The 14,086-nt window shown below is 68.3% G+C and carries 16 protein-coding genes, 2 pseudogenes and 1 riboswitch; of the genes and pseudogenes, 8 read left to right on the top strand and 10 right to left on the bottom strand.

Features of this window, described 5'->3' with window-relative positions; translation table 11 throughout:
- Positions 1-231: pseudogene (locus T398_RS17330) on the top strand (hypothetical protein); the annotation flags it as partial.
- A 141-nt stretch (positions 232-372) separates the two neighbouring features.
- On the opposite strand, the gene T398_RS17325 reads toward T398_RS17330, so the two are convergent.
- Positions 373-1,368, bottom strand: coding sequence for an amidase family protein (locus T398_RS17325; protein WP_496448193.1), 996 nt, complete (start codon positions 1,366-1,368; stop codon positions 373-375).
- Positions 1,369-1,805: 437 nt separating this feature from the next.
- Between T398_RS17325 and T398_RS17320 the strand changes: the two genes are divergently transcribed.
- Both T398_RS17320 and T398_RS17315 read left to right on the top strand, forming a co-directional pair.
- Positions 1,806-2,111, top strand: coding sequence for a hypothetical protein (locus T398_RS17320; protein WP_496448192.1), 306 nt, complete (start codon positions 1,806-1,808; stop codon positions 2,109-2,111).
- The gene (locus T398_RS17315; protein ID WP_496448190.1) at positions 2,108-2,509 is read left to right on the top strand and encodes a hypothetical protein; all 402 of its coding nucleotides are present in this window, start codon (positions 2,108-2,110) and stop codon (positions 2,507-2,509) included. Before T398_RS17320 ends, T398_RS17315 begins: the two co-directional genes overlap by 4 nt.
- Before the next feature lie 197 nt (positions 2,510-2,706).
- On the opposite strand, the gene T398_RS17310 is transcribed toward T398_RS17315, so the two are convergent.
- The 6 genes and pseudogenes from T398_RS17310 to T398_RS17285 form a co-directional block, all read right to left on the bottom strand.
- Positions 2,707-2,880, bottom strand: a complete 174-nt coding sequence (locus T398_RS17310) for a hypothetical protein (protein WP_496448214.1) — start codon at positions 2,878-2,880, stop codon at positions 2,707-2,709.
- Positions 2,881-2,899: 19 nt separating this feature from the next.
- Positions 2,900-3,064: pseudogene (locus T398_RS17305) on the bottom strand (DUF4158 domain-containing protein); the annotation flags it as partial.
- A gap of 155 nt (positions 3,065-3,219) precedes the next feature.
- Positions 3,220-4,608, bottom strand: a complete 1,389-nt coding sequence (locus tag T398_RS17300; RefSeq protein ID WP_496448188.1) for a cellulase family glycosylhydrolase — start codon at positions 4,606-4,608, stop codon at positions 3,220-3,222.
- Positions 4,609-4,744: 136 nt separating this feature from the next.
- Positions 4,745-5,254, bottom strand: coding sequence for a hypothetical protein (locus T398_RS17295; protein WP_496448186.1), 510 nt, complete (start codon positions 5,252-5,254; stop codon positions 4,745-4,747).
- An 8-nt stretch (positions 5,255-5,262) separates the two neighbouring features.
- Entirely contained in the window at positions 5,263-6,342 is a 1,080-nt protein-coding gene (locus tag T398_RS17290; RefSeq protein WP_496448185.1) for a DNA polymerase III subunit beta family protein, read from the bottom strand.
- An 80-nt stretch (positions 6,343-6,422) separates the two neighbouring features.
- Positions 6,423-7,037: a TetR/AcrR family transcriptional regulator gene (locus tag T398_RS17285; RefSeq protein ID WP_496448183.1), complete on the bottom strand. Its 615-nt coding sequence runs from the start codon at positions 7,035-7,037 to the stop codon at positions 6,423-6,425.
- 68 nt (positions 7,038-7,105) lie between these two features.
- On the opposite strand from T398_RS17285, the gene T398_RS17280 reads away from it, so the two are divergent.
- Entirely contained in the window at positions 7,106-7,675 is a 570-nt protein-coding gene (locus tag T398_RS17280) for a hypothetical protein (RefSeq protein ID WP_496448181.1), read from the top strand.
- Between the two features lie 22 nt (positions 7,676-7,697).
- Entirely contained in the window at positions 7,698-9,020 is a 1,323-nt protein-coding gene (locus tag T398_RS17275; RefSeq protein WP_496448180.1) for a dihydrofolate reductase family protein, read from the top strand.
- Here the strand turns inward: T398_RS17275 and T398_RS17270 are convergent.
- Positions 8,969-9,595: a GNAT family N-acetyltransferase gene (locus T398_RS17270; RefSeq protein ID WP_496448178.1), complete on the bottom strand. Its 627-nt coding sequence runs from the start codon at positions 9,593-9,595 to the stop codon at positions 8,969-8,971. The two genes, T398_RS17275 and T398_RS17270, sit on opposite strands and share 52 nt — an antisense overlap.
- A gap of 110 nt (positions 9,596-9,705) precedes the next feature.
- Positions 9,706-10,344 carry a class I SAM-dependent methyltransferase gene (locus T398_RS17265; RefSeq protein WP_496448176.1) on the bottom strand — a complete coding sequence of 213 codons (639 nt, stop codon included), beginning with the start codon at positions 10,342-10,344 and terminating at the stop codon, positions 9,706-9,708.
- A 148-nt stretch (positions 10,345-10,492) separates the two neighbouring features.
- A riboswitch (ZMP/ZTP riboswitch) is annotated at positions 10,493-10,573 on the top strand.
- A gap of 16 nt (positions 10,574-10,589) precedes the next feature.
- On the opposite strand from T398_RS17265, the gene T398_RS17260 reads away from it, so the two are divergent.
- Positions 10,590-11,546: a bifunctional 5,10-methylenetetrahydrofolate dehydrogenase/5,10-methenyltetrahydrofolate cyclohydrolase gene (locus T398_RS17260; RefSeq protein WP_496448174.1), complete on the top strand. Its 957-nt coding sequence runs from the start codon at positions 10,590-10,592 to the stop codon at positions 11,544-11,546.
- Here the strand turns inward: T398_RS17260 and T398_RS17255 are convergent.
- The gene (locus T398_RS17255; protein WP_496448172.1) at positions 11,543-12,031 is read right to left on the bottom strand and encodes an Lrp/AsnC family transcriptional regulator; all 489 of its coding nucleotides are present in this window, start codon (positions 12,029-12,031) and stop codon (positions 11,543-11,545) included. The genes T398_RS17260 and T398_RS17255 overlap by 4 nt on opposite strands.
- 65 nt (positions 12,032-12,096) lie before the next feature.
- Between T398_RS17255 and T398_RS17250 the strand changes: the two genes are divergently transcribed.
- Together T398_RS17250 and T398_RS17245 are read left to right on the top strand one after the other, a co-directional pair.
- Positions 12,097-13,011 carry an EamA family transporter gene (locus tag T398_RS17250; RefSeq protein WP_496448171.1) on the top strand — a complete coding sequence of 305 codons (915 nt, stop codon included), beginning with the start codon at positions 12,097-12,099 and terminating at the stop codon, positions 13,009-13,011.
- Positions 13,012-13,244: 233 nt separating this feature from the next.
- Entirely contained in the window at positions 13,245-14,072 is an 828-nt protein-coding gene (locus T398_RS17245) for a class I SAM-dependent methyltransferase (RefSeq protein WP_496448169.1), read from the top strand.
- Positions 14,073-14,086: the final 14 nt, after the last annotated feature.

Below are 14,086 nucleotides of genomic sequence, written 5' to 3'. Positions count from 1 at the left end.
CAGGGCCTGTTCCAGCAGCGCCCCTCCAGTGGTTGGGGCACGGTGGAGCAGATCACCGACCCCGCCTACTCCACCACCGCCTTCCTGGACGGATTGAAGCAGGTCAAGGGCTGGCAGGACCTGCCGTTGACCGAGGCCGCGCAGAAGGTGCAGGTGTCGGCGTACCCGTTCCACTACGCCCAGTGGGAAACCCAGGCCGCCGACCTCGTCGCCGAACACTGGACCAGCTGACCCACCGACACCCACAAACAAACCCCCACCCACAGACCTAACCCACACCAGGGGGAAAGAAACTGTTGGCCGGCACCCCGAACCGGGTGCCGGCCAACACGTCGATGGGACGTACGACCATGTCCCCATGCCCTTTCGTGGCTACAGATCGTTAAGGAACTGGGGGGCCCGCTGGGCGTATTCTTCGTAAGGGCTCGGCCACGGTTGGATGCGTTGCAGAGCTGCAGCCGTTCGCATAAGTAGGTCTTCGCGGTTGTGTTGGGCAACGATTTGGAAGCCCACAGGCGTGTTGTCAGGGGCGAAGCCGGCAGGGATGCTGGCCGCTGGATGGCCGCTGACGTTAAATGCCCAGGTCAGAGCTACATTCAGGCGCTTACCTGGCCCCGCATGGCCGTGAGCTGTGTAGGGGGTTGTCGGTGTGACCAGGATATCGGCAGCGGAGAACAGTTTGGCTAGCTGGTGGTTATTGTGCATTCGCGTTTCTTTGGAGTAAATTTTACCGGTCGATGTTCGTGTTCGGAGTTCCTTCCATACAGGTTCAGGGTCATTCAGGACTAGATCATGTTCGACCCATTGGAGGAAGCCATCATCGGCGAGTCGGTTTGCGGCAGCGTGGGCGATTCCCGCTATCTGCTGGTCGACCTCGGCGCAGCCAAGGTCGACTGACCACACTGCTTGGATTGGTTGTCCCCGGGGCGGGGCGGCGAGGTGTTCGGCAAGTCGTGTGCCGAGGATGGCGTCGAGGTAGCTGGTGGCGTCAGCGACGGTGCGGGCTAGCGGACCAGGTGCGTTGAGCGCGTTCACGGAGGGCAGCAGGCCATTGGTGGTCTTAACCCCGAGTACGCCGCACCAGGCAGCCGGAATCCGGAGCGATCCGGCGCCGTCGTTGCCAGTAGCCAGGGGTACGAGACCTGCGGCGACTGCGAGTCGGCTGACGACACCGCGTCCGACAAACCTGTGGGCTCCTACGACAGCGATGGATGGTGCGTCATGGGTGAAGGGTTGTACCACTCGCCAGATCCCTTCGGCGGTCGCACACACCTGCCGGCTGGATGCCTCGGTGAGGGCGTCGATGTCCTTCTGCGGTGCGATTCCCTGCACAAATTGGCGCAGCCGGGCCGGGACTGGCTGTTGCACGATGATTGCGGTTACAGCAGGGTTGGTGTTAGCGCTTTCGATGGCGGCGCTGAACTGCGCTGCGTGACGTGGGACGGAATAACTAGATGGTCGGCGTGTAGGCCAATTTTGGTAAAGTTTGCGACCTTCTGTTCGGCGGAGATCCGTGAGGCATCCGAGCGGATTTTCCAATCCGCAGAGTCGTGAGTTGGGCCTCGACTCGGATGATCGTTGCTATCGCAAGGCCCTCGAGGGGCGCGCAGAAGGAGACCACCATGACCACCAACCGCCCCGCCCGGCTCACCCCCGTCCGCGTCGGCCGCAGCACACCGACCCCATCACCTGCCGTATCTGCCAGCGCACCAGCCCCGGCCCCGTCCAACTGATCAACTCTGCCCTCCCGCGGCAGGAAGGGTGATGCGCTGCACTCCGCTGTCATACGAGAGTAGGCTGATGGTATGACAAAGCGTCGAGTGACGATATCCGTACCCTCGGACGTGGCTGAGGCCCTGGAGCGGCAGCCCAACGCCTCCGCATACGTCACCGAGACTGTGCGCGCTCGCCGGAACTTCGAGGAGTTCCGCGACCTAGTGGCCGAGGCCGGCGTGCACCTCACCGAGCAGGGCATGGCCGTAGCGCGGGCCCGCCGGCTGGCCGTGGAGGCCGAGTGGACCCCGGAACGGGTGGCGGCCTTACGTGCGCGGGTGCGTGACCACGCGGCGGCCGAGCTGTTCAACGGCAACCAGCAGACACCAGCCGCGTGAGCGTCGACGACGACCCTCCAGGCACGGTCACGCTGGTACTAGACAGGTCAGCGCTGCTGGCCTACCCCTACTCGGTGCACGTGGACGAACCGATAGGCGAGGTCATCAGAGACAGCAATCGATACGGTGTCACCGACATCACCGTGGCCGAAGTGCTGGCGTTGGTGACCGACCCCAAACAGCGCGAACACCTGCACCGACTGCTACGCCAGCAGTCCTGCGCAATTCTGCGCACCAGCGGCGACTGGCTAGAGCTGTCCTACTGGCGGGGACTGACCGGCCGCATCGACCTGGCCACCACGGTCATGGCATCACTGGACAACGGAGGGGCCTCAATTCTGACCGGGGAGGGTGCCTACTACGGCGAGCACCTGCCGGTCATCCACATGCCGCAGTGACCTCCCACCGGGGCCCCGGCGTGGGCGACATCCGCAAAGCCGGCGTGCTTGCCCGCGCCGCTGGCAGCGGACCTCGCCCCCGCCCGGTTGGCCATCGCCAACCAGGGTGCGTGGCGGCCTGGCCCGGCCCTCTATTCGGCCCCGCGCTTGGGTAGCTGCCCAGCACCGCAAATATTTGATCCTGGCGGTTAGCTGTCCTAGGAGACGGATCGGCGTCGCGCAGCGTTGTTCGTGCTGGCGGGGCCGTAGCGGTCGGGGTAGCGCAGGACGTCGGGGCCCTCTTCCCAGTCGAGGCGGTCGGGCCATTCGCGGTACTCGGCGAGGGTGATGGCGCGGATTGCCTGTTGTTCGCCGCTGGAAGCGGGTTCCATCGAGGGGGTCCTCGGTCAGGAAATGCCCCAAGAACCGCACCGTCCCGACCTGCAACCAAAGGCCGATCCTGTGATGATCAGCGCGCTTGTGCGCGATCAGATCCAACGCGGTGCCGTCGAGCAGGAAGAACCCCTCCAACTCCGAACGGCTTAACTCACCGACGAACCGCTCGTACGCGGCCACCGCTCTTCCTCAACCCCGCACTCCGGGACAAAAGCGGTGATCTCGAATTGGCCATGCCTCCTTCCAACGCTGGTCGAGGCACCCACCGCACACGAAACCGCCGCCCCGGCAGCGGATCGACCGGGGCGGCGGTTCTGAGCCGGGTGCAGGGGCGGTCAGAAGTCGTCAGCGGTACGCATGCGGTCACGGATCCAGCTGCCGGCCGGCTTGAGCGGGCCGGTGCCGCCGAAGTCACCACTGGCACACGTTCCCGTGGTGAAGACCGCGCCGGAGCGGAAGTCGTCGGAGTAGTTCCAGTTGACCCAACTGATCTTCTTGCTCGCCATCAGGTCGAGGTAGCGCTGGGACCTGGTGAAGTCGTTCGGGCCGTCGCCGGTGTACTGCTGGGTGCCGAACTCGGTCACGAAGATCGGGATTTGGTCGGCCGCCGCCGCCAGGGTGTTGTAGTACAGGTCGCCGTGCGATGCCGCGTAGAAGTGGAAGACGTACATCAGGTTGCTGGCCGCCACCGGGTTGGCGGTGATGGCGTCCACGCCGCCGCCGCTTCCGGAGACCCCGAGCGACGACCAGTCGGGGGTGCCGACCAGCACCACCGCCTCCGGGTCCCGCTCCCGGATCACCGGGATGACCTGGTCGGCGTAGCTCTTGACCGCGCCCCAGCTGACCCCGTTCGGCTCGTTCGCGATCTCGTAGAGGACGTTCACCTTGTCCCGGTGCCGGTCGGCGATCTCGGCGAAGAAGGTCTGCGCGCGCGACAGGTTGTAGTTGGGGTCTCCCGGCGTGAGCATGTGCCAGTCGACGATCGCGTAGAGGCCGCGAGCGGTAGCCATCTCGATGTACTCATGGACCAGGTCGGTGAAGCCACGCGGGTCGGTCTCGTAGCCACCTTCCTGGATGTACATCGAGATCCGCAGGACGTCGGCGCCCCACTGCTGGGCGAGGACGTCAAGGGAGGCGCTGGTCGCGCAGTTGGCGTACCACTGCAGACCGTGCGTGCTCATGCCCCGCAGTTGGATCGCCGTGCCGTTGTCGTTGCAGAGCTGTTCACCACAGACCCGCAGCTGTCCGTTCGCCTCAACCGGCGTGCTACCAGGGGGTGCGGTGGTCGGTGACGGTGCGGGTGGACTGGTCGTCGGAGGGGCTGTCGGCTGGCACGGCTGGCCGTTGAGTCGACAGCCGCTCGGACTGCCGGCGCCGGAGCCGAGGAAGCCGAACGTCACCGAGGCGCCCGGCGCGATTGTGCCGTTCCAGTGCTGGTTGGTGAAACGGTAGCGCTGCCCGTCGCGGTCCATCAGCGCGTTCCAGTACGTGCCGATGCTGGTGCCCGCTGGCAGGTCGAAGTCGACCTGCCACGAGTTCAGAGTGCTGCTTCCCCCGTTGGTGATGGTGTATCGGCCTTCCCAGCCACTACCCCAGTCGGAGACCTTGACGAACGTCGCGGTCGGCGCGGCCGCCGCGGTCGCGGTCGCGGTCACCACCATGGCTCCCGCCGTTATCACCGCGACGACGCCGACCAGGGCCGCGGTTCTCACGCCCAGCTTCATCGGTCCTCCTAGAGACATCGCCCGATCAGCTCGGCCGTGGCTGGTGTCGGGACAGGGACTCCACGTGGCGCGTTTTGTTAATCTACTTAACTGTATCGTGACCTGTCTATAACAAACTTGACATGGTTCTGCCGGGCTACGGTGTTGACGGATGGGAGTCGAGGCGCTCGGTCGAACCCGCCGCCAGAGCTTCAGAAACGTGCTGGAGGCCGCTGCGGATCATGCCGCCGTACTGGTTGTCGGGGAGGTCCGTAACCAGACTCTGGGCCTGGGCCAGATGGTTCCGCGCTCGCGTGAGACTGCCCAAGCGCCGGTGGTCGTCGGCGAGGTTGAGGTGCAGCGAGGGTAGGAGCAGCCGCACCTGCCACGCGTGGTCGTACCGCTGGGCACGGGCGTCGGTAAGCTCGCCAGCGGCGGCGAGGGCACGCTCGTCCCACTCGAGTTCAGCCAGGGTGGTGTCCTGCAAATCGGCCAGGTAGTGGGCGAGCGTGCATCGATGCAGCGCATCGCCGGTGGCCCCGATCTGCTCCCAGAGCGCGGTGAGAGCGTCGCGGGCCCGGACCCGCTGCCCGGACCGGCCGAGCTCCACCGCGGTCGCGATGCTCGCCATCGTCTCGTCGGGGGTGGTTCGCACGGAGTCTTCCATGGTTCTCCTCAGGTTTCGGATTGTGGGCTGGCCGCTACCGGCATCACCACCGTGGTGAAATCGCCGTCATCGGCGCAGCGAATGACAGCGGGCAGATGGGGTTGGCTGATCTGCAGCATCACGTCCGGCCCGACGCTGGCCGCTGCCAGCGCCGGGTACAGCGTGGCGGCGCGGAAGCTGATCGCCACCGGCACTCCGGTGAGGTCGGCGGGAACCGCTCTCGGCGTCCCCCGACCTGGCGACAACGCCACGGTCAGACCGCCGTGCACCACGAAGTCCAGGCGCGCCTGTGGACCAGCAGCGATGGCGGCCAGCAGTAGGTCCCGCGGCGCGACCACCTGGGTCCGCACCTCAGGTAGCCCGTCGAGGACGATCCGGTACGCGGGGAAGTCTTGCGCGACTGTCGGTAGCCGCTGTTGGCCGCCGGGACCGGTGAACTGGACGCACGAATCGGTGTACCCGAGTCGCAGGTGTTCCTGGTTACCGATCCACTGTCGCGCCCGGTCCAGCTGGGCTGCGTCTACAACGGCTGTCGCCGGCACCTGCCGCCGGTCGGTCGGCAGCGACCGGACCGCTAGCCGATACCGGTCGGTCGCCACCAACCGCAGCTCATCCTCGGTCGCCTCGATCAGGACCCCGCCGAGCGCGGGGATGCCGGCGCTGGCATCCGCGGCCGACGCCACCTGCCCAATCGCCTCGGCAAGTCGCCGTCCAGACAGGACCAGCGCGGCGTCTTCCCGATCTCGGATCAGACTCAGCGCGGTGGTGAGGGCAACCCGGGCATCCTCGACCGCGCGTTCCATCGAGCTCAGGTGAGCCGCCAACAGCTGCTCGGCCACCCTGGCGGGGCCGGCAAGTACCCGCCGTACCTCCCCCAACGGCAGCCCCACCTTCCGCAGCTGACGGATCAGGGTGACCTCGTCGAGCTGATCCGGCGAGTAGTACCGGTATCCGGTGATCGGGTCAACCGCACGGGGACGCACGAGACCGCAGTCGTCGTAGAAGCGCAGGGCGCTGGTGCTGACCCGCGCGGTCCGCGCGAAGACCCCGATCGTCATCCGATCATCTTGTGCTGCCACGCCGACCATCCTGAGCCTTCAACCAACCTGAAGGTCAACGGCCAAGGACTCACGAAATGCCTACCCGCGCTGCGCGCCGGTGATCGGGGCTACCGGGCCGCGTCGTCGTCCCGGGCAATCGTCACGCTGTCGAGGTGCTCGGCGAGCAGCACGCGGAGGCGGCCCGGCGGCATGAGCTCCGTACGCACCAGCGCGTGCAGGGTGAGCCCGTCGAGCAGGGCATGCAGTCGGGCCTTCTCCGCGCCGAGGTCAGCGCCCCGAGCCACCAGCCCGGCCGCCGCGAGGGCGTCGACAGCGATGCCGACCACCCGCCGCACACCGTCATCGGCCTCACTGAGTCGCGCCTGGGCCGCCGGGTCGACCTGGGCGTGCAAGGTCAGCCACAGCCACACCTCAGCGGCTCGGCGGCGCTGTCGATCCAGCGGCAGGAACTCCTCCAGCACCCGCTGAACGGTCTCGCGGGGCGGCCCGGTCCAGCTCTCCGCGGCGAAGCGCTCGGTCACCTTCGCTATCACGTGCTCCATGGCGAAGATCAACAGATCGGCCTGGGTGGCAAAGTAGTGCCGCAGCGCACTGGGTGACCAACCGGCCTCGGCAGCGATGGTACGCACCGTGGCCGCGGCGACACCATCGCGGTAGACGACGCGCCACATCGCCTCGGCCAACTCGGCGCGGCGCGCCTCGTGGTCAACGATCTTCGGCACGGCTCCTCCGACAGTCGATGACACCCCTGCTACTGTGATCGTACAGCGTACTAAAAAGGGGGTCTGGGGTGCTTATCGCGGTGATCGTCGCCTGTGAGGTGGCCTTCTGGCTGCTACTCGCGGCCGGACTGCTAGCCCGGTACCCGCTTCGCCTGCCCCGCCTCGGCGCCGTCCTGCTCCTGTTGGTTCCGGCGATCGACCTCGTTCTGCTCGCCGCCACGACGATCGACCTGCGCGGCGGCGGGACCGCCACCGCCGCGCACGGCCTCGCCGCGGCGTACCTCGGTTTCTCCGTGGCGTTCGGTCACCGCATGGTTCGCTGGGCCGACGTACGCTTCGCGCACCGTTTCGCCGGCGGGCCGCCGCCGCCTCGGGCGCCCCGCTACGGACTGGAGCGCACCCGACACGAGTGGCGCGAGTGGGGCCGCGGCCTGCTCGGCTGGGCCGTTGCCTGCGCTCTCCTGCTCGCTGGTATCGCCTTCGTCGGTGACGCCGAGCGGACCCAGGAGCTCTGGGGGTGGATCGGGCGGCTCAGCCTGGCAATGGCGATCTGGCTCGTCTTCTGGCCCCTCGCGTACACGGTGTTTCCCAAGCGGGAACCACGCCGCCCCAGCAGCGCTGCGGGCCCAGTCGGATGAGTCGTCAGCCGGGGCAGCTCCGATGCGGGTCGGACCAGACCAGCACGCCACCACCAGCGCGAAACGGTCAGGTATGACATCAGCCCACCAGGACCCCAGCAGTTCGATCTTGTCGGTGTTGGAAGAGTTCAGCGCCAACTGGCGCTGGGGAGACCCAGCGACGCTACTCACGATCAGCCATCGGCCGCCGAAGCCGACCGTGCCCGCCGTCCTCGCCAGTGGTGTCGACGGGGATGGCCCGCTCGAACTCCTGGCCCACTGGCTCGACCAGTGCCGCCGTCATCGTGGCATCGGCAACACGCAGCGGGACCTCGGTGTTGACGCGGTCGCCGTCTCGGGTGAGATCGACGGCCAGCACGTTGGCTACGGCATGGACCGCACCGGCCGGGAGTACCTCGTGCGGGGCCAACGACACGGTGCCGAACCGCACCGCGACAGCGGCACGGATGTCGCGGCCCGCACCCACCTTCCTGCTCCTCTCACCGAACGGCTCGCCGAGTTGGTCTGGCGGCTGGCGGGCCCGCCGCCGCCCGCCGCCGGTGCTCGGATCCGCGACATGTGGCCCACCGCCGGGCTGATCGACCTGGACGAGGACGAACTCCACGAACGCTACGCGCTGCCCTCCCACACCGAGAGTCACGTACGCCTCGTCGCGGTGTCGAGCATCGACGGTCTCGCCGCGGTGAACGGTTCCAGCGCCGCGCTGACCAGCAGCGGTGACCAGCGGGTCTATCGCCTGATCAAACGAGACGCCGACCTGCTGCTGCTGGGGGCGGGCACGATCCGTGCCGAGCAGTACGGCCAGACCGCCCTGTCGGCTCCCGAGATCGCCCGTCGACGGGCCAACGGCCTACCGCCCTATCCGGCCGTCGCGGTTGTCACCCGCAGCCTCGACCTCGACCTCAGTGGCCCGTTGTTCCAGCCCAGCATCGGAGGTCATAGCCAGCCACGGCCGATCCTGATCGTCCCCGCCGCTGCGGCGGCCGGGGCCAGCACGGCGATAGCCGAAGCCGCCGAACTCCTGGTCGCCGGCGACTACAACGTCGACCTCAACCAGGCTATCCAGCTGCTGCGACAGCGGGGGCACCGACGCATCGTCTGCGAAGGTGGCCCCTCGCTGGCCGGCCAGCTGGCCCAGGCGGACCTGCTCGACGAGATCTGCGTGACGGTCACCCCCCAGCTACCGGCGGTGGCCGGTCCGCGGATCACCGCCGGCCCGGCGGGGCGACCCGCGGGCGGGCAGTGGCAGCTCCACCGGTCCCTCCTCGACGAGCAGGGCAACCTGTTCCTCCGCTACACCCGCCCTGGCCCGTCCGACCGGGCCGACGGCCCCCCGACGGTCTGACGGTCCTGGACGCGGCCGCACGCCGGAGGACGTTCGTTCAGGATTCGCTGAAAGATCAGATGGTCCTGCCAGGCGCCGTCGACGTGCAGGTAGTTGGGCGCGGTGCCGATCCGCGTGAACCCAGCTTTGGTAAGAACGCGCTGACTTCCGGTGTTGCGCACGTGGGTGCCGGCCTCAAGCCGGTGAAGGTCGGCCACCTCGTCGGCAAGCCGGCAGGCATGCGCGACAGCCTGGGTGGCGAGCCCCTGCCCGGCATACCCATGGTCGATCCAGTAGCCGATGTTGGCGCTGCGGAACGGTCCGAGTGCGACGTTGGACAGCGTCAACGTCCCAACAACCCGACCCCCCTCGTCCAACACCCAGGGCAGAGTCTGGCCTGATTCCAGGAGCCGGAGCTGATCCTGAACCGAACTCCGCTGCCCCGCTAACGTGAAGAAGGCATCCGCCCGCCGTGGCTCCCACGGCTGGAGGTACTCACGATTGAGAAGGTACGCCTCGCTCAGCGGCCCCGCATCGGACTCCTCCAGCAGACGCATCACGATCGCACCGGCCAAGGGGGTGGGACGGATGTTCACACTCGTCAGCGTAGTGCCCCGGCGGCGAAGTGCCAGAATCGGCGGCGGCGAAGACCGCCACCGCCAGCCCGCGACGCACCGTGACCCACGGGTCCGCTGCTGCCGGACCCTCAGTCGCGGTCCGGACGTCGCAGGGTCAACGACTGGAAGCAGTAGCCATAGCCGGTGTCGACCAGGTGGAAGTCCACCACGTCGAACTGCGCGGCGGTGGCAAAGCCGAGCAGTTGTTCGTCGGTGCGCCACGAGAAGAAGCGCGGTGGCACGTGCCGGTCATCGTCGCTGGGCCCCTCGGTGCTCTCGTCGCCGCCGTACACGCCGATGAAGTAGAGGCCACCGGGACGCAGGACGGCCCGGATTGCGGCCAGAACCGCACGCAGATCGTGGTTGGGTACGTGCAGCAGGCAGTTCATCGCGAATACCGCGTCAAAGGAGCCGGCCGGAAAGTCCAGGTGCAGAAAGTCCATCACGTGGGCGTCGATGCCCTTGGCCCGGCAGTGCTCGACCATCACCGGTGATAGGTCGGCCGCAACGACGACCAGCCCCTCCTGCTGGAAGAACGCGCTGTCCTGCCCAGTGCCCGCGCCGACCTCCAGCAGCCGCGCACCCGATGCCAGCCGGTCCCGGAACGCCTGACGCTCCGCCACCTTCCACGGTTGCTTGGTCAGCCCGTCGCGCCATGCCGCGCGAATGTCATACGCCTGCCGCAGCGGGTCGAGAACCTCGTCATATCGAACGTCCACGTCGGTCATTGTCTCGGGTACAGTCCAGCGGCCCGCGTACCGCCCTCCACGCCCCTGCCGCGGTCCGGCAACGGCCAGCGCACGCACCCGATCCGATCGGCGGTGACAGCTGCGCCGGCCAGGACTTTCTCACCCTGGGTGGGCTGTGGCAGGCTGAATCGACGCGACTGGCGGCACCGAGGATGGGATTTACCATCGGGGAGCTCGCCGCGGAGGGTCGACCGCCTGGGCCTTCCGCGGGGGCGAGGTGAGCCATGTCCACGTCGATGTCGATGTCGGTCGCCCGGTCACTGCCGGGTGGACCGGTAGCCGAGCAGATCCTGGCCGAGGTGGCGCAGGAGGTCACGCAGTTACGGGCGGCCGGGATGACCCCGGCCCTGGCCACAGTGCTGGTGGGCGACGACGACGCGAGCGTCGGGTACATCCGGATCAAGCAGCGCCAGGCCGAACGGTTGGGGTTCGCCTCCCCACATGTGCAGCTGCCGGCGTCGGCGTCGCAGGCGGACCTCCGGGCGGTGGTGACGCAGTTGAGTGCGGACACGGCGGTGCACGGGGTGTTGGTGCAGCACCCCGTTCCCCGGCACCTGGACTTCGACCGGGCGATGCAGGCGTTGGATCCGGAGAAGGACGTGGATGGGATGCACCCGGTGAACCTGGGCCGGTTGGCGTTGGGGCTGCCGGGACCAGCACCGTGCACGCCGGCGGGAATCGAGGCGTTGCTGGCGTACCACGGGGTGCCGGTGGCCGGCCGGGAGGTGGTGGTGCTGGGCCGGGGCGCCACGTTGGGGCGTCCGCTGGCGATGTTGCTGGCGCAGAAGCGGCCGACGGCGAACGCCGCGGTGACGGTGGTGCACACTGGCGTGACGGACTGGCCGCGGTACACCCGCCGAGCGGAGATTCTGGTGGCGGCGGCGGGGGCGCCGGGTCTCGTACGCCCGGAGCACCTGCGTCCAGGAGCGGTTGTCGTCGGTGGTGGCGTGCGGTACTCGGGGCGGCGGCTGCTGCCGGACGTGGACGAGGCGTGCGCGACGGTGGCGGGGGCGATGACCCCCCGGGTCGGCGGGGTCGGCCCGACGACGGTGGCGATGGTGTTCCGCAACGCGGTGCGGGCGGCACGGCAGGCGCTGACGCCACCGCGCCGTGACAGCGACGAGCACTCGACGCGGGCACCGGTACCGCCCTCGGGTTCGGGCGCGTCGGACGGGAGCTAGCTTCGTCCGGGGGTGCGGGGTGCCACCGGGGTGGAGACGATGAAGGAACTGGTGGTCTGGCCGTGGAGCAGGAACTGGTCGAGGACCGCCGCCAGGGCGTCGACAGCGGCTACGTGCACCTTGAGGAGGAAGCAGTCCTCGCCGGAGATCCGGTGGCACTCACTGACCTCGGGGACGCGGTCGGCCAGGTCTGCGATCTTTGACAGCTGGCCTGGACCGGGTTGGATCCGCACCCAGGCGGCGACGGGGAGGCCCAGGGCCGCGGGGTCGATATCGACGCGGTAGCCGCGGATGACGCCAGCGTGTTCGAGCCGGTGCAGCCGCTCCCGCACCGCCGGCGCGGACATGCCGACCTGCCGGGCCAACTCGGCGGCGCTGGCGCGTGGGTCGTCGCGCAGTACGCCGAGCAGGCGGCGATTGGTGTCGTCGAGCAACGAATTTTCATCTGGAAGGCCGGATTGGGGTCTCGGTTCACGATGCGTCATCGTTATGCTCCTTTAGCCTTCGATCATGCATGGTCCTAGGCGCTGGTGCCTTCGACAATAGGGCAATGCCACGATCAGTTCTCCGCTCGGACACCCGGACTTCGGCGGCGGTGGCCGCACCGCGGATACCACCGCACGCCTACTTTGTCGTCGGTGCGGTGTTCCACTATCTCGGTCCAGCCTTCGCGGTACTGCTCTTCGTCCGCGTGGACGCCCTGGGTGTGGCGTGGCTGCGGATCGCCGCCGCCGCCGCGGTGTTCGCGTTGTGGCGGCGGCCGTGGCGGCGCTGGCGGCACCTGGACCAGGCCACCCGCCGGCTGCTGATCGGGTGGGCCGCCGTCCTGGCGGCCATGAACAGCGTCTTCTACCTGGCGCTGGAGCGGCTGCCATTGGGCACGGTCGCCGCAGTCGAATTCCTACCGGTCATCGTGTTGGCGGCCTACGCGGCCAGAACCCGCCGAAACCTGATCGCGTTGGTCTGCGCGGTTGCCGGGGTGTATCTGCTCGCCGACGTCCGCCTGGTCGCCGAACCGCTCGGTATCGCCTTCGCCGCGGCCAACGCCATGCTGTTCGCCGCCTACATTGTGCTCGGGCACCGCGTCGCCCGCGGTCAGCAACTGCCCGGCATCGACGGTCTCGCGCTGTCCATGCTGATCGCCGCCGTCCTCGCGCTGCCAGTCGGCATCGTTGACGCCGCACCCGCCGCCGTGGACGTGGTCGCCCTGGCGGCCGGGGTCGGTGTCGGCATCACCTCGTCGGTCATCCCGTACGTCATCGACCAGTTCGCCATGGCCCGGCTGTCCCGGGCCACCTACGCCCTCCTGGTCTGCCTGTTCCCGGCGACCGCGACCGTGATCGGAGTCGTCGTACTGGCCCAGATCCCCACCGCACCGGAGATCGTCGGGGTCGGTCTGGTGATCGCCGGTATCGCCGTCCACCAGGACGGTGAGCCGCCGCGACGACAGCGGGCCCGGGTGTGAGGCTGAAGCCCACGCGGGGAGGCGGTGCTACCACCGCGGGGCGTCGCGCGGTTGGCGCCTGGCACCGGGTATCCCGACGAATCGCCTTTCCGCGGACGTTCTCGGCCCGCCTGTGGCACGGTGAAGCCACAGCTTGATGGCGGTCCGGAGCCGAAGACAGGAGGGCCCCTACTCACGCGGGGTTCCGGTGGGGCAGTGCAGCCAGGTGAGAGGCGTGAAGCCAGGTGAGCAACATGAATGCGCACCGATTCCTCGAGTCGAATCGGGGGCTGTGGGACGAGTGGGCGGACATACACGCCCGATCAGCGTGGTACGACCTGGAGTCGGTCCGCCGGGGCACCTGCAAGCTGCGGTCGTACGAGGTCAACGAGGTGGGCGAGGTAGCGGGCCGGAGCCTGCTCCACCTGCAGTGCCAGCTCGGCACCGACACGGTCTCGTGGGCACGGCGGGGCGCGACGGTCACGGGGGCGGACTTCTCCCCCCGCGCCGTCGCCGTCGCCCGCCAACTCGCCGCCGACACCGAAGTCGACGCCCACTTCGTCTGCAGCGACATCCTGACCCTGCCGGCTGTCCTGACTGGAACCTTTGACCTGGTCTACACCTCGCGTGGGGTGCTGGGTTGGCTGCCGGACCTGACCCGGTGGGCGCAGGTGGTGGCGCATTTCCTGGCACCCGGTGGCGTCTTCTACGTCACCGACATCCACCCGATAGCCGAGGTCCTGGACTCATCCGCGCCCGAGCTTCGAGTCAGCCGGCCCTACTTCCCCAGAACCGAACCGGTTGGCTACCCGGTGCAGGGCAGCTACGTTGATCGGGGCGCTCAGGTCGCCACCGAGGTGGAATACCTGTGGCCACACAGCGTCGCGGAACTGATCACCGCTGTCGCGCGGGCAGGGCTCGTGATCGAGTTCTTCCACGAGTTCCCGTGGCTGGATCGACCCCGGCCGTTCCTACACAAGCGGGAAGGGCTGGGATGGGTCCTCCCCCCTGGTGGGCAGGGCGAGTTGCCGCTGTTCTTCTCACTTCGAGCCGGTAAGCCCACAGCCGGCGATGACCGATAGCCCACCGCGCCAGC

It is taken from the genome of Salinispora goodfellowii, from assembly GCF_059570675.1.
Note: the sequence above shows the minus strand (reverse complement) of the source record. Positions and strands in the feature narration are given on the sequence as shown.